Genomic DNA, 22136 nt, shown 5'->3' with positions numbered 1-22136 from the left:
TGTCTATCATATATAATTTATAATGAATTTACAATAAAAAAACAGAGTTTTTTGAAAAAACTCTGTTTTTTACTAGTATTTAATTGGATCACCCTTTAGCCCACTCAATGTAGGCCCTCTCACAAAATACTTTATCCTACTTTTGCGTCGCTAATTTAACCCGATCGTGAACCACTTTATTCATCGTTTTTTCATACGATTTAATATCCAGCGTATTGAATTGTTTCTCATACTCATTCCAGAGCGAATTAAATTGGGACGGCTTAGCTAATACCAATTTAGCCATATATTTCTTTTCCAAATCCGAGGCTTTCTGGTCGAAAATCTGGGCCGGGGATCCTTGTTCAAGCGGTGAGCTCCATGCCGGGAACCACGGGCGGTCTTCCGGTTTCGCAAATAGGTCGGAAAATACTTTTAAGCCGTATGCGTCCAATAATTTTTTATCACCCTCAGTGTAGGAAGCTTGCGCCACTTCCTGTTGTTGTGCCGGGATCCAAGCGTTACCATCCTTGTAAAGTCCGCCACCGACAGGCCAGTACCAATCAAAGGTTGTAAAGCCAAACTTGTCATTAAATTTCGGATCTTGCGTTTTTGCAATTTCTTCCGGTGTCCGATAGAATCTGCCTTTGTCATTGACTTCATAAGTTTGTCCCTTAATTCCCCACTCAACCAGCTTTTGATTGTCTTCTTTACAAAGAGCGTCAAGATATTTAATAATCCGGACAGGATCTTTTGCACTGACGGTAATCCCGACACCGCGATTGTTGACAAAAGTGGGAGGGTCGATGTAGGCATCTCTTGTGCTAGCATCAAAGGTAATTGGCAATGCCATGTAACGCAAATCGTCATTTCCAGCCTGTGTCAGACTATTTAAAGCCTGGGCAGCCTGCCATTGATAATCAAAGAATCCTAGGACACGCCCTGAAGCAATCTTCGCAAGATATTCGTCATAATTGGAAACGAATGCTTCTTGATCAAATACTCCTTTAGCATTAAGATCATTTAATTTTTGCAGATAGGTTTTCATCCAATCCTTGTTAGCATAAACAGAGGCTTTCTGTGTCTTGGCATCGACAATCGTATTGGCGCCATCATTTCCATAACCGGCTGCATGCCTTGCACCATCACGGATTGTAAATCTCCAATCATAGTTTAAGGATGTATAGCCTATCGTAGGAGAACCATTCGTCTGTGGATGTTTTTTCTGGAAATCTTCTATTAATTTGAAATATTCATCAATTGTCTTTACTTTTGGATAGCCTGCTTCCTTCAGGACATCACGCCGGATCCAAAATGCACTTTGCTGAATATCCGGGTATGCTGCATAGCCCTGGTTCGCTCCAAATGGAATAAAATAAATTTTCCCATCCTTTGGATCTTTCATTTGATTTAAGTATGGACCGTATAATTTTTTTAGATTCGGGGCGTGTTTATTAATTAGGTCAGTTAAATCGATAAACCCGCCTGCTTGTACCACTTTATCGATCCCTTGATCGGGAACAAGAAGGTCTGGATATTTTCCGCTGGCAATCATAGTTCCTATCTTTGTATTAACGTCACCTACAATATGTTCTACCTTGAAGTTAACGCCTGTTTGTTTCTCAAGCTCTTTTCCAATTGTTGTTTCGTTCGTATTCAAATCTTTCCCTGCTGCACCGGCATTAAAATAAGTAAAGGTTACAGGTGATTTCTCATTCTTGTTGGAACTTGTACTTGCACTTTGATCATTTGTACATCCTGCTGCAGCAAATAACATGGTAGCCATTATGGGTACAACTAAAAGGTTTCTCTTTTTCATTTGCTATCCCCCTTTATAATTCGTAAGCACTTTCATTATAAAATGTAAGGGTTTTCAACAATACCTTAAAAACTTTAGTTTTTACTTAGGAAACTATAGTTTTTTTCTGAAATTTCATAATATTTAATTAATAATGGGTTTATATTGGTCACATGACCGTTAAAATTTAAAATAAACTGCTAAGGTTTCATTCATTTATAAGCCAACTAAAATAAAAAACCTGAAGATCGGATACAAGGTCTTGAGGTCTTTCCTTTATTTAAACGATATTTCTATTGCTAATACAGATTTTGCTGGCAATACTATGGAAATCTCATTTTCCTGGGTCTTAATATCATCAAAATTACAAGGTTTAATTTGTTCTGGTTGTTCAAACGTGTTACACACATTCATCGCTGCATCTGTTAAAATTCGCGCATTCACACTTGAAATTGCGTTTTCTCCTTTTAAGTTAAACGTGATCTCTTCGCTCCGATTTGGATCAAGGTTACATAATGTAATATGAACCTTTCCTTCCTGATTACGTGAAGCGGAAGCGTTAACAACAGGAATACTGCCATCACCAAACAGGTAATCTCTTGTTTCTAAATCAAGAGGAATAAGGGTTGAATCCTGATGATCTTTATACATATCAAATACATGGTATGTCGGAGTTAAGAGCATATCAGGTCCATCAGTCAGAATTAAAGCCTGCAGAACATTAATTAACTGCGCTATATTGGCCATTTTAACCCGATCGCAATGATTGTTAAAAATATTAAGAGTAACCCCGGCTATTAAAGCATCACGCAATGTATTTTGTTGAAATAAAAATCTCGGATGTGTCCCTTGCTCAGGTTCATACCATGATCCCCATTCATCGACTATAAGTGCAACCTTTTTATTCGGATCATATTGATCCATCACATTAGAATGATTGGTAATGAGTTCATCCATATAAAGAGTTCTTTGCATGTACTCAAACCACAAGCTTTCATCAAACTTCGTTGCACTAGTATAATTTAGACGATTTCTTACATAGTAATGAAGACTAAGTCCCCACATTTGAGGTCGATAGTATTCCCAAACGGAATTGATTGGTTTATCATGTGTTGAATTTTTCAGTTGCTGGGTCTCCTTCATACATTCACGCATGATTACTTCGGTCCAATGGAAGTCTGCTTCGCTGGGACCACAGGCAATTTTAAGGATATTGTTCCCGGAGTAATTATTGACATAGGTCTGGTATTGTCTGTACTTTTCGGCATATGTTTCTGCTTTCATATGTCCACCGCAACCCCAGTTTTCGTTACCTACTCCAAAAAACTTAACCTTCCAAGGTTCATTCTTACCATTTTTTTTCTTAAATTGGCCATTGGGGATTGACCGTCAAAGGTCAAATATTCAACCCATTGCTGCATTTCTTGTACAGTACCGCTGCCAACATTACCACAAATATATGGTTCAGTCTCAAGTTCTTCACACAAATCCATAAATTCATGTGTACCAAAATGATTATTTTCTACTACATGTCCCCAGTCTGTATTAACCATGCACGGCCGGTCTTCACGTGGTCCAATCCCATCTTTCCAATGGTAATTATCAGCAAAGCATCCCCCAGGCCAACGCAAATTAGGGATCTTAATTGCTTTTAAAGCTTCCACTATATCATTTCGAATTCCACGAGTATTAGGAATGGGGGAGTCTTCCCCAACCCAAAGTCCATTATAAATACAGCGACCAAGATGCTCAACAAAATGACCATAAATATGTTTACTAATTACGTCTTTACCTTTGCTTAAATCCAAATCAATAAATGATGTCAAATTTATTTCCCATCCTTTCGCTTCTCCAAGGCACAAAACGAGAGAATTATATATTTTGTACCTTGAGCTATGTTCAGTATGTCTATTTTTACTGTCAGCACAAGAGGAATTATTCAGAGAAGCTAGCAGTTGAATAAAGGCTTTTGAATACCAAATTAGCAGTTTACGTGAAGGGTGCCAATCTCCTGATCCTTGATAAACAGTTTCCCGTCGATTAGAGCAGAGTTGGTAAAAGGTGTAGGCCCAATACTGAAACAGTGTATCCCGTTAATGGTCAGGTTCTTGCAATTCTTGATTATGGTTGCGTTGGGATGCTGAATCTCGATGGCCTGTACCCTATATTGGAACAGATTGGCGATTTCTAGATCCCAACAATTCTCGATGTGGAGCGAAGAGGCATATTCGCTGCCAAGGTTCTCTTCCGTCTGAAGCGCAACAATCTTCCAATTGGAGACGTTCTCCAAGACAACCTCCACATCCAGATGGTGTTCAACAGAAACCATCCAAATCTGGCCTGGAGCGGAAGTGTTACTGATATGGAAACCATCCTTGGTCCAAACGTCGGGCATCCAAATGTTCTTGAACACACCGGCACCATCGTCATGGATATAAACACCGTAATAACGGTCGCGGCCTTTCTTGGTGCTTCCATGACCTCCAAAGTCAAAGAGGCAGTCTTCCATGATGGAGGACGGGTCGCCTAGCCATTCTACCTGAATGACACCTTTGTTCTTACCGCCATCAAAACAGATGCCGGAAATATGGTTCAAACCTCCTTTTGGTATTTTGAACATGGTGGCAGGAGCTCGATCGTTGTCATATCCCGTGGAATGATCCTTCAGTTTTAGTCTTGTCTTCGAACAATGAAGACCGAGAATAGCGGTATCCTGTTTCAGTTCAAGTCCTCGGGTGATCAAATATTCACCCTGTGGCAGATAGATTGCCTGATGTCGAGCAATAGCGTTCTCAAACACCTCGGTATCATCTGATACACCGTCCCCTTTTGCTCCTAGATCTTTGATGTTGACCCACTGCGAAAATGCTGGCATTGGTACATAGTCGGGATCGGACACTTCAGGAAGACTTTCTTCCGGCTCAACATGGTACCTTAAACCAAAGCGGCGGGTGATGTCCTGATTGTCAACATCAATACGTAAGCCCATGTCGATGTTTACGCTGTAATATTCCGATGTCGGCTCGATGTGAGGCACACCGATGTGGTGGTTATACTGATAGCCGAAGGATTCAAAGAACCTCGGCACATTCTTGCAGTGAATTTCGTTAGCATGCAGCCAATTCTGGGGATATCTCACCATATTCATACTAATGCCGGCTTCCGACAAATTCTCCAAGCGGCAATCATGCATATATAACCGTTCAAATTCCTCAATATAATGGTTGTCCCGTTCCTTGTTGGGTACATACACACCATAAGGGGCATTGGAGAGTGTGTTTCGCAGCATGGTCATGCCGGCGCGATAAGTCGAAATACATGCCTTGGACTGACCGGAGAAAACACAGTCACCCAGATAGAAAGGCCAATAGGGTACAGTTTCACCGGTGAGAATGCCGAACTCCCCGCCAAAGAAGCGGCAGCGTTCCATTTCGTTACCGACCATCTCTACAGCTGCACGATTATCTTCCATATAGAAGTCGACATCTTCTATGGAGCAAAGCTGAGCCACACGAAACCGGCAAGCGACCAATCCGGGGTTACCCCTGCCCAGTTTGAAGTCTATGTTCCGGATGCCACTATAAAAAGTGGTGTTCTGTGCATCCCGCAGCTCTTCGCCGGGGCCCGGCTTATTCACACGGAAATGAAAGATGTATTTGGAATCCGGTCCCTGAAAACCCGGAGTGTTTTCCCCCACAATGAATACCGGACGTTCGGCACCAAAACCGATGAGACGGATGCCCCGCCACAAATTCACCGTGCCCTCGAAACGATAGGTGCCCTTCGGGATAAAAATAATTCCGTTATCTACCTCCGCTTCCAGTTTGTCGATCACCGCCTGCATTGCAGCTGTATTATCACCTTTACCGCTCGCGTCGGCGCCGAACTCCTCCGAAGTAAACACATAAGCCTTCGGATCATCAGGTTGAACAGGAAAAATTGATTCGCCATATTCCAAAATTATTCATCCTTTCTTTGCTTTTTACTAGCATTTATAAAGAATTCAAAAAAAAAGGACCTTTAGTCCTTTTTTTAACACATTTCACTGGTAATACATTTACTAGCTTAATAGGATCAGCCTTTCACCCCGCCAAGTGTTAAACCTTTAACAAAATATTTTTGAAGGAATGGATAGACCATAATAATAGGCAAGCTGGCAATAATCGTCATCGTAGCCCGAATGGAAGTAGGCGTTACCATGTTTGCTTGTGCAGTTGTATTCGCCATGGCATCAGACGCTGTTTTCCCCGACATCGAGGCGTTCGAATTTTGCAGAATTTTCATCAATTCGTATTGTAACGTACTTAAATCTGAATTTGATGAATTGTATAAGAAAACATCAAACCAGGAGTTCCATTGACCAACGGCCACAAACAGTGAAACCGTCGCCAATACCGGCAGTGACAACGGAAGGACAATTTTGATAAAAGTAGTAAAATCGCCTGCGCCGTCGATTTTTGCTGATTCAAATAAACTATCAGGTATTCCTTCAATAAAAGAACGAATTACGATGAGATTAAATACTCCAATAATTCCTGGGATAATATATACCCAAAAGCTATCCAATAAACCCAGGTCTTTGATGAGCAAGTAATTCGGAATCAGACCGCCGTTAATATACATCGTAATAACGAAGGCGATCGTCACGAATTTTCGTAATACATAATCCTTTCGGCTGATTGTATAAGCAACCATTGCCGTACAAAGGACAGAAACAAGTGTTCCGATTACAGTTCTTAAAACCGAAATAAAGAAGGCATGAAAAATACTGGCTTCGCCAAATACATACTTATAATTTGCCATCGTAAATATCCTTGGCCATAAAAAAATTCCGCCCTTTAAGGAATCAGTGGCTTCATTCAAAGAAACAGCCACCTGGTTTAAAAACGGATACAGCATAACTACGCAAAGAAAAATCATAAATGTATAGTTAAAAATATCAAAAAGATAATCGCCTGCTCCGGAATAATTTTTTGTAGCTTTAAAGAATTTCCTTTGTTTCATATGTCTCCCTCCTAAAACAGCCTTGGCTGATCAAACTTTTTAGCGATATGGTTAGCAGTAAACAGGAAGATGAAACTAACGACTGTTTTAAATATGCCCGCTGCCGTGGCAAGTGAAAAATTCCCCATTGAAATCCCGTATTTTAATACATATATATCGAGGTTTTCCGAGTAGTCAAGGTTCATTGGATTTCCTAGTAAATATTGGGCCTCAAAGCCTGATTCCAAAATATAACCCAAATTCATGATCAGCAAGATAATAATTGTTGGTTTTAAAGAAGGAAGTGTAATATGCTTAATCCGCTGGAGCCTGGTTGCACCGTCAATATCTGCTGCTTCGTATTGTTCCGGATCAATCATCGTAATGGCGGCCAGATAGATGATTGTATTCCAGCCGACATTTTTCCAAACATCGGAAATCCCGTTAATTCCCCAGAACCAAGTTTCCTTTCCAAGCCATAGGATCGGCTGATGAATAATACCCAGTTTCATTAATACAATATTGACAATTCCCGTATCTGTGGAAAGAGAATAAGAAATGATGCTTGCCGCCACCACCCATGAAAGAAAGTGAGGCATATAGCTGATGGTTTGAACGACTTTCTTAAATTTGCTATGTCTGATTTCATTTAAAAGCAGGGCAAGACCAATTGCAGTTACAAACCCCAATACAAGATTAATAACACTCATACCCAGCGTATTACGAAGCACCCGGTAAAAGTTTGCGTCATCGAATAAAAACTTAAAATGTTTTAATCCAGCCCATGTTTGATCGAACATGCTTAATGCTGGTTTATAATCCTGAAAAGCAATGCTCCAGCCCCATAAAGGGACGTACTTAAAAATAAACAACCAAATCAGGAATGGAATACTCATGGCCATAAGTGCCTTTTGCGTCTTCAACCTTTTGAGAAATAGTCCCTTTTTCTTATTAGACTGAATGGAAACTTTAGATTGAATCAACTCATCAGCAATTTTCGTTTCTGCCTGCATTACTAGCCCTCCCTTAAGGAAAGTACTAAGTCCCTTTCCTTCAAATGTTATAAAGCTTCCCATTAATAGTGTCTACTAAAATGGTCAAGGCCGATATCTTTGTTTTTGCAAATATCGGCCTTGATTACATTCTCTTTATCCTACTTTTGCTCAGCTAATTTAACCCGGTCTTGAACTACTTTATTCATTATTTTTTCATATGGTTTAGAATCTAGGGCATTGTATTGTTTCGTAAACTCATTCCAGAGAGAATTATATTGAGACGGCTTGGCTAATACCAATTTAGCAAAGTATTTCTTTTGCAAATCCTGGCTTCTCTGGTCGTAAATTTGGGCAGGAGATCCTTGCTCAAGCTGTGCGCTCCATGCCGGATACCACGGACGGTTTTCAGGTTTCGCAAACAGGTCAGAAAACACTTTTATGTTGTATGCGGATAATAATTTTTTATCCCCTTCTGTGTAAGAAGCTTGCGCCACTTCCGGTTGTTTCGCTGGGCCCCATGCGTTACCATCGCTATACAGACCATCACCGACAGGCCAGTACCAATCAAAAGTCGTGAAGCCAAACTGGTCATTAAATTTCTGATCTTGGGTTTTTGCAATTTCTTCCGGAGTACGATAGAATCTGCCTTTGTCATTGACTTCATAAGTTTGTCCCTTAATTCCCCACATAACTAGCTTTTGATTTTCTTCTTTACAAAGTGCATCTAAGTATTTAATGATTCGAACAGGATCTTTTGCACTAACAGTAATACCAATACCGCGGTTGTTTACAAAAGCTGGCGGATCGACATAAGCATCTCTTATGCTGGAATCAAAGGTGATTGGCAATGCCATGTAACGCATATCGTCATTGCCGGCTTTTGCCAAACTATTTAAAGACTGGGAAACTTCCCATTGATAATCAAAGAATCCCAAGACACGTCCTGAAGCTATTTTCGCAAGATATTCGTCATAATTGGAAACGAATGATTCTTTATCAAATACTCCTTTGGCATTAAGGTCATTTAATTTTTGAAGATAATTTTTCATCCAATCCTTGTTTGCAAAAACAGAGGCTTTTTGTGTCTTCGTATCGACAATAACGCCGCCATCATTTCCATAACCTGCAGCATGCCTTGCACCATCACCTACGGTAAATCTCCAATCGTAGTTTAGTGATGTGTAGCCGATCGTAGGAGCACCATTCGTCTGTGGATGCTTTTTCTGGAAGTCTTCTATTAGTTTGAAATATTCATCGACTGTCTTCACTTTTGGATAGCCTGCTTCTTTTAGAACATCACGACGGATCCAAAATGCGCTTTGCTGAATATCGGGGTATGGGGCATATCCCTGGCTGGCGCCAAATGGAATAAAATAAATTTTCCCGTCCTTCGGATCTTTCATTTGATTTAAGTAAGGACCATATAATTTTTTAAGATTCGGGGCATGTTTATTGATTAGGTCCGTTAAATCAATAAATCCTCCTGCTTGTACCACTTTATCGATTCCTTGATCGGGAACAAGAAGGTCTGGATATTTTCCGCTAGCGATCATCGTTCCTATCTTTGTATTAACGTCACCCACAATGTGCTCGACCTTAAAGTTTACACCGGTTTGTTTTTCAAGTTCTTTACCAATGGCAGTTTCATCGGTATTCAAGTCTTTACCTGCGGCACCGGCATTAAAATAAGTAAAGGTTACAGGTGATTTGTCATTTTTGCTGGAACTTGTACTAGCACTTTCATCTTTAGTACATCCTGCTGCAGTAAATAACATCGCTGCCATTAAAGGTACAGCCAAGAATTTCTTGTTAATCATTTGCTAACCCCCGTTTCTTTTTAGTTACATGTTTATTATAAAATGTAAGGGCTTTCTTGGAGTACCTAAAAACTATAGTTGTTACTTAGTAAAGTATAGTTTGTTTTGTGAAATTTCAATTTTCTTGTCTGTTATACTCGTCTTATAGGGGATTTTCATTGTAACAATGGTTCCTTTTCCTTTCTCACTATCCACATAAAAGTGAAATTGGTCCGCGTAGTACAGCTTCAAACGATAAAACACATTCTTTATACCCACACTTTTTCCCATTTCATCTTCATTTTTTAAGGAGTGGAGTATCCGTTCCTTTTTATCTTCAGGCATTCCTACACCATTATCCATGACGATACAGGTTAAGATATCTTGATTAACTGTGACTTTTACACTAATTTTCCCATTTCCCTTTAACGGCTCTATTCCATGAATACTAGCATTCTCAACAAATGGCTGGAGAGCCATATTTGGTATCATGCAATGTTCTGCAGCCTCATCTATATCAATTTCATATTCTAGCTTTTCACCAAACCGGTATTTTTGGATTTCAAGAAAACTAACGACCAGGTTTGCTTCCGATCGGACCGTTACCATGTCTTTTCCCCAAGTCAAGGAGTTACGAAAAATTTTGGCCATATTATGGATAATATTAGCCGTCTCAATCTCTTCTTTCATTAAACTTCTCATTCTGATGGTTTCAAGCGCATTAAATAAAAAGTGCGGATTAATTTGACTTTGCAGAGCGCTAAGCTGGGCACGATTTCGTTTAATCTCCATCTCTTGCTTTTGGATATTAGCAATCAATACATCTTGAATCAATTCCTCAATTTTCCTTACCATGCGATTAAACTCACTTGTTAAGATTCCTATTTCATCTGTATATTCCGGATCGGGAATCTTTTCAAAATTTTGATCCCCCATCTTTTTAACATGTCTAAATATGCGCTGTAACCTTCTTAAAAAGGATCGATTAATTAAAATAATGATAATAGTAGGAATGATGATATTGATAAAAGCCAAATAGAGAATAAAGCGCCCCGATTTGTTAACGGTATTAAGCATTGTTTTTTCGGAGAGAGTTCCAACCACCTTCCAGCTTTGAAGGTAGGCTTGGTCCAAGTGGGTCGAATCAAAGAGCACCGTCTTATTTGTGTTTGAGATCTGACTAAATGGGATGTGCTTATCTCTCCATGCTAAATCCTTTTTCGTTGAATACTCAATTTGCCCCTTGTCATTGAGAAGATAAACATCTCCTTTAAAGGTAACATTATTGAATATTTTATCGATGGTTTCCGGATTAATTTCGATTTTTACAATCTTTTGTCTATTATTAAAGTTAAAGTAATCAAGCTTTCTTATAATACTGAAAGTTGATGTTTGGTTATCAAGGATTGAATTTAATACGATAGGAGACGTATTATTCGTTTTCATTAATTGTTTATACCAAGCCATTTTTTTGATTTCCTCTGTTAATGGATAGACACCGCCCGAATAGATAATCGTGGGGTTATCCGTATAAAATCGTATCGAATTGATTGACGGATTAATCGGGCTTGATTGGTTAAAGGTTCGTAGATAAGTATCATAATCATCCACATAATCCACATCTGAAGGGTATTCCCTCTCCAGGAATAAATTAATATTGGTATTGGTATAAAGAGAGGAAGATATCCCGACGGCATCGTCGATAATCTTCCCAAAATCATTACTTATTTGGTTCAATGCAAGCTGCGAGTCGTGCATTTGCTGCTGTTTTACATTTTTTATCGTAACCGTATAAAAAATAATATTGGTTAAAACAATTGGAATAAAGACTGAAAAAATATACATAATCAATAATTTTTTACTTAAACGCACATTATGAAAACTGAATTTTACTTTTTTCATGGTAATCACACTTTTCTTTTTTCTAGTAGTTTATTCCGATATTCAGAGGGAGTTATCTTTTCAAACTTCCCAAAAATGGTCACAAAATAGTCCGTATTATTAAAACCTACTCTTTCCGCAATTTCATATATCTTCAGTTCCGATTGCCTCAACAGTTTTTTCGCCTCATTAATTCTTACCTGCAATAAATAATCTTTAAAGTAGATCCCGTAGGTTTTCTTAAATAACTGGCCTAAATAGACAGGATTCATAAAAAATTTTGCAGCGATGGATTTCAAACTTATATTCTCCCGATAGTGTGAGTCTACAAATTGTTTAATTTTATGAGCCTCACCATCTGCAGATTGTTTGCGAAGGATTGTGATCATTTCTTTACTTTCTAACACAAATTCAAGAAATTGTTTCCTAAGTTGTTGTAATGTTAAATTATAGTTTTGAAGCTGAAGCATTATCCGGAAGTTTTTTAAATTCGATACTTCCCCTTCCATGTTTTTAATAATTTTTAAAATCGCGTGAACAAATCGATTGATGGATGCCTTCACTGCTACTTGAGCCATTTTTTTCGAGGCAAACTGAAGGAAAATCTTATCTATTGTTTCCATAATGGCCATCGTTGTATTTTCTTCTATTTGCTCCATTAATAGATGGTAATAAGAATCCTCAAGTTCTGTATAGGTAATCGATTTATTGTTCTCTATCTCTTTTGAAAGAATAATATTTTTATCTTCATACACATACTTATACTCGCGTGCATTTTTGGCTGCTTCGAACGACTCTCTTAAAAAATATAATTTGGGAACAGCAGGACCAATATAAAAGGTAACCTCTTGAGGCATATTACTTGTAAGTAATCCATAAATCCACTTCACAAAATGACTGATTTGCATTTGGAAACGACACAGATAAGTGGAGGGAATTAACAATCCATAGCTCCCTTGTTCTAACTCTTGAATAAATACCCCCACTTGTGGATCACATATATCGTGGATGATACTAGTTATTTTTTCCTTCACTTGAATTTCTGGAGATTGAGGATGTCCATTTACCTCCAAAATCAGATAATAATATTCGGCAGCACTGCTCAAAGATAGTTCTCTTGAGAAAGCGTAAGCGTCCTCCTCATTGACTTTTCCATAAATCAGATTTTCAAGAAAAACGGCCTTCTTTATTTCAATGTTCCGTTCACGAACGAGCTTTTGTTCTGATATTGTATGGGAAAGCAATTGCAAGGTTTCCTCAATTTCTTCCTGATCAATGGGCTTTAGGATAAAATCATGAACACCGTAACGTACCGCTTGTTGGGCGTATTTAAAATCACTGTGACCCGAGATAATAATAAATTTAGGATGATTTCCCTCTTTTTGCATAACATGTTTAATTAACTCTATTCCATCTAAGACCGGCATTCTGATATCGGTTATGACGAGTTCGGGATCTACTTCATCAATAAGTGCTAACGCATCTTCACCATTTGCAGCTTCTCCTGCAACCCTAAATCCACTTGCTTCCCAATCTATTAAACTTCTTAATCCTTTCCGGAAAAAATTTTCATCATCAACTAAAATCACTTTATGCATTGTCTATTCAACTCCAATTAGATGAAATTAGCATTTTGCGCTTTAAAGCCCCAGAACCTTAAGCGCTTACATAATAAAAAAGACGTATCTCACACCTGATATTATTACTAATGTTTTATTGTTATTGCTGTTGAAAGACTAATAAATAAAGAATAAATTTATTTCCTTATCAGAATTTATTTATTCTCATTTTACCACGGAACATAGTTTAGAGGTTAGACTATCAGAAAATTTTTGGAATTTAATGAAATTTTTAAACGATGAAGCCCCTCAAATTCATTACCTGAGAGGCTTCATTTTTTGTCCTCTATTTTTAGTTTCTATGTAAATTGACAACAAAAAAAGAATACCCTTCGCTTTAATAAATACGAAGAGCATTCTTTTAGTCTATCTATTGACTTAATAAGGTGCCCAAATTTTATAATTGCCGCTTAATGCCAGCAAACTAAAAAAATACAAGCAGTTATCATAATACCGTCTTTCCCCAGTTCGAACAGGAGTATTCCAGAATAATTTCACCCATTTTAATCGATCTGGACCATCTGCGGCAAGGGAGGCCATGGCATTTGTCGCAAGCAAACCAACCGGATGAAGAGATTTTTCCTCAAATGGTTCTCCAGAAATCGTATAACGCCGGTAATCAACAGGATCCTTATCTGCAAAAAAGGCTTGAATCTTATTCGCTTCTTCCGTTTCCCATGCATCCCCTCTAAACCACTCGTAATCAAGACCGATATTAGCAGCTACACGGTAGGCATCACTGAAAAAATGACCATAGCCTCTCTCATTGTTCGGAGTGCCATCATAGTATGCGTACTCTGGGGCTAAGCCGGTTTCAGGATGACAAGAGATCTTTAGATATTCCCTGCTTGCCATACTTGCTTCCTTCCAGAACGGACGGTCTTTCTCGTACGCCCACAAAGCAAATAATTCATAAAAATGCGGTAAATGATAGGATGGATCCGAGAACTCACATTCAGGAATAAATTTAATTAATTTGTTATCCGGATTCCACATAGGGTAGCCCACACCATCTTCACCGTTATGAAGGCAAGTCCTTAGAATGTTCTTTGCTTGAACGCTATAGTTAAAAGGCTCTGGACCATCTCCCCAGCGGTGGGAGGCAAAGAATAAAGCCATCGCGAAGAACTCTTCCCCATCAGGAGCAGGACCGTAAGCATTTTTCGTACCATCAGGCTGGCAAGACCAGGCAAAGTAACCTGCGTGTTCCCCAGTAGTCATGTACATGTACTTCATTGTCCAGTTCCAAAGCCGGTCAAATACATCTTTAATATCCATTTGTACCGCCATCATCATTCCATAGGACATGCCCTCCGTCCGGACATCGAGGTTTCCAGTATCGAGCATATACCCTAAATCAACGCCGACTGGATAATAGATTCTTGTATCTTCATCACCATTAAAAAGTTCTTCCCAATTATTTTTGATTCTTTGGTTGATTTCTTCATCCGTTTTGCCGATTTCTTTGAAGAGATTTCGATATTCCCCAGTGTAAAAAGAGCCATCTAGCTTTTCAACGAACTTTGTCATATGTCCCCTCCACCTATCGATCTACAACTTATCTTCTAAAATCCTTTAATTGATCATTAAGCACCTTTGTTTGTGTATAAACTTGTTGGTAAATAGCAAATAGTTTTTTATATGCTTCTACATTTTCCTCAATAGGATAATAGGTTTTTGACGTTTGAATAAACTTCTCTGCACACTCTTTCAAAGAGGTAAACCAGCCGCTGCCATAAGCCGCTAACATTGCTGCCCCCATACCTGGACCTTGTTCGCTTGTAAGTTTTTCGATTTTAGCATTAAAGATATCAGCCTGCATTTGCAGCCATGTTTCATTTTTAGCACCGCCGCCCATGGAAATGATCGAATCAATGGTCTTACCACTGTTTCTAAAAATTTCAATGGACTCATTTAATGAAAAAGTGATTCCCTCAAGAACCGCACGGGCAAAGTGCCTCCGCTCATGGCCAGCATCAATTCCAATGAAGCTGCCCCGGATATTGGAATCCGCATGCGGTGTTCTTTCTCCAACGATATACGGAGTGAATAATAAGCCATCACTGCCGGCAGATACTTCGTCAACACCTTCTAAAAATTGATCAAAGGCTTCCTCTTTTGCAAATGTATCCTTAAACCAACTTAAACTATAACCGGCAGCAAGAGTAACCCCCATCGTGTAATAAGTATTTTCCTCACCGTGGTTAAAATAGTGAACTTTACCTTCAAAGTCTAGGTCGTTTCTTTCTTCATATGAAAGGACAACACCAGATGTACCAATGCTGCACAATGATTTCCCTTCTGAAAGAATACCTGAACCGATTGCTCCACAAGCATTATCCGCTCCGCCCGCAAATACCTTCGTTGCTTCTGATAATCCAGTACTTTGCGCAAATTCAGCTGTAACTGTGCCAACACAAGCATGGGATTCTACCAGCGGCGGACAAAGTTCAGGAGCAATACTAAATAGATTTAAAATTTCCGGGCTCCACTCCCGCTTACTTACATTTAACATTAATGTTCCGGCTGCATCCGAATACTCCATATGAATATTGCCGGTAATGCGGTAACGCAAATAATCTTTTGGAAGCATGAATACGCTTGCACGTTTGAATGTTTCAGGCTCCTGCTCTTTTACCCAAAGAATTTTCGGTAAGGTGAAGCCTTCCAATGCCGGGTTTTTCGTAATCTCAAGAAGTCTCTCCTGACCCACAGTCTCATAAATTTCCTGACACTGCTTCGTGGTTCTTGTATCATTCCAAAGAATTGAATTTCTCAAAACTTGGTTTGCCTCATCTAGTAAAACCAATCCATGCATCTGTCCTGAAAAGCTGATTCCTTCTATATCCTTTACATCGCCTTGGAATGCTTGGACCAATTCAGCCAATCCTTCCGTTGTCTTTGCCACCCATTCTTCCGGGTTTTGTTCACTATAACCTGATTTCTCGATAATTAAAGGATAAGATTTGGAAACTTCCTGGCATACATCACCATTTTGATTAACGAGGAGAATTTTGACAGCGCTTGTCCCAAGGTCAACACCAATAACGTATTTCATTTGCAGCATCCCTCTCTATAAAAATGTGCTGGACAAGTAACTTCCAGCACATTTTCCATTTTATTTTGTTGGGTTCATTGTTGTTTTTATCGAACTGTCACACCTGAAAGTGTTTCTAATAGATACTGGTTAAGTGTAGCTCTTAATACTTCTGTTCTGCCAGAAGTATTTTTGATTTCAGTTAAACCAAGAGCATACTGTTCTAATTCACGGAAATTTGTTCTGCCTTCAACGATGTCTAAACCGATGCCTTTTGTATAGCTGCTGTAACGATCATCAATGAAGTTTTCGAATACACGGTCTTCTAGTAACTTGTTTGCTACTTTTAAGCCGATTGCAAATGCATCCATTCCAGCGATGTGAGCGTGGAATAAATCTTCTGGATCGAAAGAACCTCTACGTACTTTCGCATCGAAGTTCGTACCGCCTTTTCCTAGGCCGCCATTTAGAAGAATTTCGTACATTGCTAATGTTGTAGAATATAAGTCAGTTGGGAACTCATCTGTATCCCAGCCAAGTAATGGATCCCCTTGGTTTGCATCAATCGAGCCAAGCATACCATTGATACGAGCCACACGAAGTTCGTGTTCGAATGTATGACCAGCTAATGTTGCATGGTTTGCTTCAAGATTGAACTTGAAGTAATCAGTTAAGTCATATTTTTGTAAGAATGCTAGTCCAGTAGCCACATCAAAGTCATATTGGTGTTTTGTTGGCTCTTTTGGTTTTGGCTCAATTAAGAAAGGCACATTTAGGCCAATCTCTTTTGCATAATCTACTGCCAAGTGGAAGAAGCGTGCTAGGTTATCTTGCTCAAGCTTCATATCAGTATTTAATAGTGTTTCATATCCTTCACGGCCGCCCCAGAATACATAGTTTTCTGCGCCTAATTCCTTCGCTACTTCTAAGCCCTTCTTCACTTTTGCAGCAGAGTATGCAAATACATCTGCATTTGGAGCAGTAGCTGCACCATGTGTATAGCGAGGATTTGTGAACATATTAGCCGTGTTCCAAAGAAGCTTCGTCTTGCTTGTTTTCATGTATTCTTTAATCATGTTAACGATAATGTCTTGGTTTTTGTTAGATTCAGCTAATGTGCTTCCTTCTGGAGCAATATCAACATCATGGAAAGCAAAGAATGGAACATTTAATTTTTCAAAAAGTTCAAATGCTGCTTCAACGCGTGCTTTTGCTAAATCAAGTCCTGTTAAGTGGTTCCAAGGACGAATGGCAGTACCTACGCCGAATGGATCTGTTCCGTCTGCTGTAAATGTATGCCACCAGGTAACAGAGAAACGCAGTAATTCCTCCATTGTTTTTCCGTTGATTACTTCTTGTGGATTATAATACTTAAATGCTAAAGGATTCGATGAATTTGAACCTTCAAATTGAATGTTTTTTACATTTTCAAAATATGCCATGGGTGGATTCCTCCTAAGGTTTTTCGGTTATAGACCTAGTCTTGTAAATGCTTACATGTCTTTTAATCTCATAGTCTTTAACCTAGGTTTAATTAGAGTATAGCATCCTCCACTTCGTTTGTCTATCGGATAAACAAAGATTTATAGAATTTTTTTTGAACAAATTATGACAAACAAAAAAGCTGTCCCATTTTTGCGTCGACAGCTTTTTCGGAAGTACAGTTTATTAATTTTGTACACTAAGTTTTTTTTGTTTGGCTTCAATCCGATTAAAACTTTGTTTGGCCCCCGTCATCACCATGAGAGAGAACAAACTTATGCTAAAAAACGGAACAATCCCAGGAATAGAACGATACAAGATGCCTATGAGGATCGTTACAGCAATCATCAAAATAGTGATATGCATGTTAATGATTCCAATATAAAAGGAGTTTTTAATATATTGAATCAGGCGTAATTCGTAATGAACATAAACAGGAAAAAGATAAAGCATCGTGATTAAAAATAAAATCGAAACAATCAACAGTGGGATGGAGAGCACATATTGTATCGTTCCTCCAACCGTAATCAGATACTTGAAATCGAAATACAGGAACATCCCGATCAACGCCATTACCCATCCAAGCTGATTGGATTTGATAAACTCCTTTTTATAAGTAGTTAAAAAGGTTCGAAAGATTGGTACATCCGTCTCATTCATCAACCATTTTCTTAAAATGGTAAACAATGCGACAGATGCAGGGGAAATGCCGAGTAAAATAAGACCGCCCAATGAAAAGAGCACCCATAAAATATTTAAATAAGCTAGTTTCATAACCCACTCACAACCAGTATATGCCTTACCGACTACCCAATTAAATTGCATGGTCTTTCACCTCTTGATGAGTACTATCTTTAGTATAAAACAAGTGTCGCATTACTTCTATTAAAAAATAGGACTGTCCAGTTACTACCAGACAGTCTCGATTCCTTTATTCAGTCATTGCAGAAGCCGCTAATGGTGCGGATTTTTTACTTTCCTCAAGCCATAAAATACTTGTTACTCCGCGCGGGTAATATTTACTTCCGGCGATTTCACCAGAGATGATTTGATCACTCCAGCTCCAAACCGATAGATTTGGATGCGTTAGCCAAGCAACATGTGCTGCATCTGCCTTTGCTCCTTTTTCATCCCAATCAAGCCCAAGAATTTCACGGGCAATAAACTGGCTTAAGTAGATCTTGCTTAACCAAGAATTATTGCTTGTAGACGAAATCTTCCAGCCGCCATCTTCAAACAAGCAAACACCTTCAGTCAATACGGTTGTTAAGTGCTTTTTCAATACTTGAATGTAGGTGCCAAAACGACCATTTGGATCCAATGCTTCTTTGTTGTTTGTATAGTAAGGGAAAATCAGTCCTTCAATCGCTGGAATAATCTTAGAATCGTTCCCTTCCTTAATAACCGCAGGGATATAGCCGCCAGGCGTAATATGGCCTGCAATCGTGGATGCACATTTTTCCGCTAGCTCTCCAGCCTGTTTCGACAAGTTCGTTAGTCCATTCTCTTTAAAGATTTTCTCTAATGCCACATAGGATGCCCATGTCTTGCCGGCTAAATAAATATTGTTTCTTGCCTGGCCCAGTGAAACATCTAAACTATCATAAGTCGTAATCTCTGCACCCCCCATTACGCGTGTGGAGTCAAGACCCATAATGCCATCTCGTTTATCTGCTTCCGGATGATCACGATTGATCATGCTTTCAAAGCAGCGGAAGAAAACATCCAAATTCCCGTTTAACCACTCGGTATCTCCTGTTTGTTCTACATATACAGATGCACATAACACCCAGTTAACCAACTGCTCATAAGTCATATGAGAGAAACATCCATCTAATCCGTATAATTCATAAGAGGAATAATGCGGACGGGAAATCGTGTTAGCAACCCCCATATCATGCGTAAAGCTGATACCGCCAGGATATTCTGTCTCATCCCCTGGGAAACGCACTTTATCTTCATAGCTAAATCTGCTGACAAACATGTCCAGCTCGTTCTTCACTGTCCAAGGATTCATTTTCAATTCAAAGAAAATTTGGTCGACAGTCAGGTCGAAGGTATTCATCATTCGATATTCCCCTTCGTTTACCACCCAAAACGGCTCTCCGTCCACATCCAGCAATTGTGTGCTGCCATAGTAGCTGCGAATGGAATGAATCATCATAAACTTTTGATCATCTGATAAATCCCCATCACTTACTAATTGATTGGATTCTTTCGCAACGGCTGTGAATTGATCAAAATTTTCTAAGGCAAAAGTCGCTACAGTTTCGATATTTGGGAAATATCTTGTATATAAGTAGGAAGCATCTAACCCTGCTGTTACATAGCCCCCGCGGTAAAAGCACACAGCAAATTTATAGGTGCGTTTTTGCCCGGCAGGAACATCCACCACTAGTGCACCGACAGGTCCTAAACCGAAGGCCCAGTTTTCTTCAAACGGTGTGGTTAAAATATTCTCCAAGCTGAAGTGCAGAGCTGACTTCACTTCAGGGTCATTGGTTGCAATGGCTGTTACGCGGCCTTGGCCAACACCAGCAATCCCATCACAAGTATCATCCAAACGACGCATCGAGCTGTATGCGTCACTGCCTTGATAGCCAAAAAAGGCGCGTCGGCTTTTCGTTCCTTGCGTGTTATCAATCGTAAGCTCCGCCCATACAGCAGGTATTAAGGTACTTTTTAGTTGTTCGTCTGATGCTGTAGCTGGATCTGGTACAGATTGGACTTGAGAATAGACGGTAAAGGTTAAATCGCCGGCCTTCCAAGAATCTGTTCCCAATTGGAAGTTCCGCTCTATTTGTTCCTTCTCAAAAGGTAAAATGATGCGCGGCTTATCTGGGTTTGGATCCATATTTTCAATATCATAGCGTTTACTTTCATCATCTTCTAGTTCAAAGAATGGCAGTGCCTCATAGATTCCTTCACGTTCTGCCGATTCAACACCAACATAAACATTTTTTCGTGGTGAACGGCCAAGCTCAAGATCGAGTCCCCCGCCATTCCCATAAAAACCAAGGGTAAAACTTGAAAAGGCTCCAATTGGTGAATGATGGGCATTGAAAAACATATTTTTTGACATATAATTCCCCTGCTTTCTCCAAATAATAGTTAATTGTTTCAGAGATGTCCCTAACTTTACTTCACGGTTAGCTTGAAACGAGGAAGCGATTACACACCAAGTTTGTGGTTATTTCTTACCGTTTCCATTTGTATTATAGCACGCTTTCCTTTGTTTGTATATCCAATAAACTAAGTTTATGTTAAGATAAATATACAATAACGAACATGGGGAGATTTTTTCATTGACAACCATTACATGGAACCAGCAGGTAGTAAAAAGAAACAATAAATCTTTGGTACTGCAAATGATTATGGAGAAAGAGCCAATCTCACGTGCTGACATTGCTCAGGTGACCGGTTTAAATAAGGGCACCGTTTCTTCCATGGTGAATGAATTATTAGAAGAAGATCTCATTTATGAATCAGGTCCAGGTGAATCCAGCGGCGGCCGCCGTCCGGTCCTTCTCCACTTTAATAAAACAGCAGGATATGCCATTGGGATTGATGTGGGTGTTAATTATATCCTAAGTGTTTTAACAGATTTAAAGGGCAATATCATCTTTGAAAAAAGCCAACTAATTCAAGATTCTAGTTTTTCAGTTGTAAAAGAAATTGTTAAAACAGGTATCCATACCATTCTTACTGAAATGCCTCCCAGCAAATATGGCGTAGTTGGTGTGGGGCTGGGTGTTGCTGGTATTGTGGATAAAGAAGGTATGGTTTTGTTGGCACCCAACCTAAGCTGGAAAAACGTATCCTTAAAATCAGAGATTGAGAAAGTTTTTAAACTTCCAGTTATCATTGAAAACGAAGCGAATGCCGGCGCGTATGGAGAAAAACAATTTGGTGCAGGCCAACATCACGAAAATATCATTTATATTAGTGCAGGAATTGGGATTGGTGTTGGGATCATCCTAAATGGCGAGTTGTATCAAGGGAATAATGGTTATTCCGGAGAATTTGGACATATGATTATTGAAGTAAATGGAAGACCCTGCAGATGTGGAAGCAGCGGATGCTGGGAGATGTATGCTTCCGAACATACCCTGTTACAAATGACGAACCAAAAGGACGCAACGCTTGAATCATTGATCCAACGTGCGAAAGAAAATGACAAGACTTCCCTTGAACTTTTTGAAGAAATTGGCCGCTATCTGGGGTACGGCATAAATAACATTATTAATAGCTTTAATCCACAGCAGGTCATCATCGGTAATCGATTAGCCAAAGCAAGGCAGTGGCTTGAAGCACCAATAAAAAGAACGATTGAAAATCATTCTTTGTCCTTTCATCAGAATGAAATGGAAGTACTTTTCTCGTCACTTTCGATTTATTCTTCAGCATTAGGTGTGGCTGCCTTTGTGATTGAAAACTTTATTAAGGATATTGTTGTCACACATTAACTAAACTGCGATATTTTTTTATATCAACTTTTGTCTTGCCTGAGTTCCTCTTTCCCTAAAGCTTCGGTTCGTTAGGGGAGTAATTATTGGTAATGTTTGA

Annotated in this window: 13 protein-coding genes and 1 pseudogene; 1 reads left to right on the top strand and 13 read right to left on the bottom strand. The window is 39.2% G+C overall.

Annotated features, from left to right (window positions below):
• Positions 1 to 136: 136 nt before the first annotated feature.
• The 13 genes and pseudogenes from J7E81_RS18135 to J7E81_RS18075 form a co-directional block, all read right to left on the bottom strand.
• Positions 137 to 1798, bottom strand: a complete 1662-nt coding sequence (locus J7E81_RS18135; protein WP_215044588.1) for an ABC transporter substrate-binding protein — start codon at positions 1796 to 1798, stop codon at positions 137 to 139.
• 255 nt (positions 1799 to 2053) lie between these two features.
• Positions 2054 to 3609 (bottom strand): annotated as a pseudogene (locus J7E81_RS18130) (alpha-N-arabinofuranosidase).
• Positions 3610 to 3758: 149 nt separating this feature from the next.
• On the bottom strand, positions 3759 to 5735 hold the full coding sequence (locus J7E81_RS18125; RefSeq protein ID WP_215044586.1) for a glycosyl hydrolase family 28-related protein: 1977 nt from the start codon (positions 5733 to 5735) through the stop codon (positions 3759 to 3761).
• A 116-nt stretch (positions 5736 to 5851) separates the two neighbouring features.
• A complete protein-coding gene (locus J7E81_RS18120) occupies positions 5852 to 6781 on the bottom strand; it encodes a carbohydrate ABC transporter permease (protein ID WP_215044584.1) in 930 nt (309 codons plus the stop codon).
• Between the two features lie 11 nt (positions 6782 to 6792).
• On the bottom strand, positions 6793 to 7662 hold the full coding sequence (locus J7E81_RS18115; RefSeq protein WP_374104064.1) for an ABC transporter permease: 870 nt from the start codon (positions 7660 to 7662) through the stop codon (positions 6793 to 6795).
• 251 nt (positions 7663 to 7913) lie between these two features.
• A complete protein-coding gene (locus tag J7E81_RS18110) occupies positions 7914 to 9572 on the bottom strand; it encodes an ABC transporter substrate-binding protein (protein ID WP_215044580.1) in 1659 nt (552 codons plus the stop codon).
• An 81-nt stretch (positions 9573 to 9653) separates the two neighbouring features.
• Positions 9654 to 11453: a sensor histidine kinase gene (locus J7E81_RS18105; RefSeq protein WP_215044578.1), complete on the bottom strand. Its 1800-nt coding sequence runs from the start codon at positions 11451 to 11453 to the stop codon at positions 9654 to 9656.
• Between the two features lie 5 nt (positions 11454 to 11458).
• Positions 11459 to 13030: a response regulator transcription factor gene (locus J7E81_RS18100; protein ID WP_215044576.1), complete on the bottom strand. Its 1572-nt coding sequence runs from the start codon at positions 13028 to 13030 to the stop codon at positions 11459 to 11461.
• A 399-nt stretch (positions 13031 to 13429) separates the two neighbouring features.
• A complete protein-coding gene (locus tag J7E81_RS18095; protein WP_215044574.1) occupies positions 13430 to 14581 on the bottom strand; it encodes a family 8 glycosyl hydrolase in 1152 nt (383 codons plus the stop codon).
• Between the two features lie 28 nt (positions 14582 to 14609).
• Positions 14610 to 16109, bottom strand: coding sequence for a xylulokinase (gene xylB, locus J7E81_RS18090; protein ID WP_215044572.1), 1500 nt, complete (start codon positions 16107 to 16109; stop codon positions 14610 to 14612).
• A gap of 86 nt (positions 16110 to 16195) precedes the next feature.
• Positions 16196 to 17530, bottom strand: coding sequence for a xylose isomerase (gene xylA / locus J7E81_RS18085; protein ID WP_215044570.1), 1335 nt, complete (start codon positions 17528 to 17530; stop codon positions 16196 to 16198).
• A gap of 226 nt (positions 17531 to 17756) precedes the next feature.
• Positions 17757 to 18395 carry a YesL family protein gene (locus J7E81_RS18080; protein WP_215044568.1) on the bottom strand — a complete coding sequence of 213 codons (639 nt, stop codon included), beginning with the start codon at positions 18393 to 18395 and terminating at the stop codon, positions 17757 to 17759.
• A gap of 106 nt (positions 18396 to 18501) precedes the next feature.
• Positions 18502 to 20652, bottom strand: a complete 2151-nt coding sequence (locus tag J7E81_RS18075) for a glycoside hydrolase family 52 protein (RefSeq protein ID WP_215044566.1) — start codon at positions 20650 to 20652, stop codon at positions 18502 to 18504.
• 223 nt (positions 20653 to 20875) lie between these two features.
• On the opposite strand from J7E81_RS18075, the gene J7E81_RS18070 reads away from it, so the two are divergent.
• On the top strand, positions 20876 to 22036 hold the full coding sequence (locus tag J7E81_RS18070; protein ID WP_251028730.1) for an ROK family transcriptional regulator: 1161 nt from the start codon (positions 20876 to 20878) through the stop codon (positions 22034 to 22036).
• Positions 22037 to 22136 lie beyond the last annotated feature (100 nt).

The organism is Bacillus sp. ISL-18 (assembly GCF_018613415.1).
Taxonomy (GTDB): domain Bacteria; phylum Bacillota; class Bacilli; order Bacillales; family Cytobacillaceae; genus Neobacillus.
This window is presented reverse-complemented; position numbering and strand designations above follow the sequence as displayed.

Coding starts and splice junctions, on each gene's coding strand:
- J7E81_RS18135 (WP_215044588.1), bottom strand. CDS start 1,798: ATGAAAAAGAGAAACCTTTTAGTTGTACCCATAATGGCTACCATGTTA.
- J7E81_RS18120 (WP_215044584.1), bottom strand. CDS start 6,781: ATGAAACAAAGGAAATTCTTTAAAGCTACAAAAAATTATTCCGGAGCA.
- J7E81_RS18115 (WP_374104064.1), bottom strand. CDS start 7,662: ATGGCCATGAGTATTCCATTCCTGATTTGGTTGTTTATTTTTAAGTAC.
- J7E81_RS18110 (WP_215044580.1), bottom strand. CDS start 9,572: ATGATTAACAAGAAATTCTTGGCTGTACCTTTAATGGCAGCGATGTTA.
- J7E81_RS18105 (WP_215044578.1), bottom strand. CDS start 11,453: ATGAAAAAAGTAAAATTCAGTTTTCATAATGTGCGTTTAAGTAAAAAA.
- J7E81_RS18100 (WP_215044576.1), bottom strand. CDS start 13,030: ATGCATAAAGTGATTTTAGTTGATGATGAAAATTTTTTCCGGAAAGGA.
- J7E81_RS18095 (WP_215044574.1), bottom strand. CDS start 14,581: ATGACAAAGTTCGTTGAAAAGCTAGATGGCTCTTTTTACACTGGGGAA.
- xylB (WP_215044572.1), bottom strand. CDS start 16,109: ATGAAATACGTTATTGGTGTTGACCTTGGGACAAGCGCTGTCAAAATT.
- xylA (WP_215044570.1), bottom strand. CDS start 17,530: ATGGCATATTTTGAAAATGTAAAAAACATTCAATTTGAAGGTTCAAAT.
- J7E81_RS18080 (WP_215044568.1), bottom strand. CDS start 18,395: ATGCAATTTAATTGGGTAGTCGGTAAGGCATATACTGGTTGTGAGTGG.
- J7E81_RS18075 (WP_215044566.1), bottom strand. CDS start 20,652: ATGTCAAAAAATATGTTTTTCAATGCCCATCATTCACCAATTGGAGCC.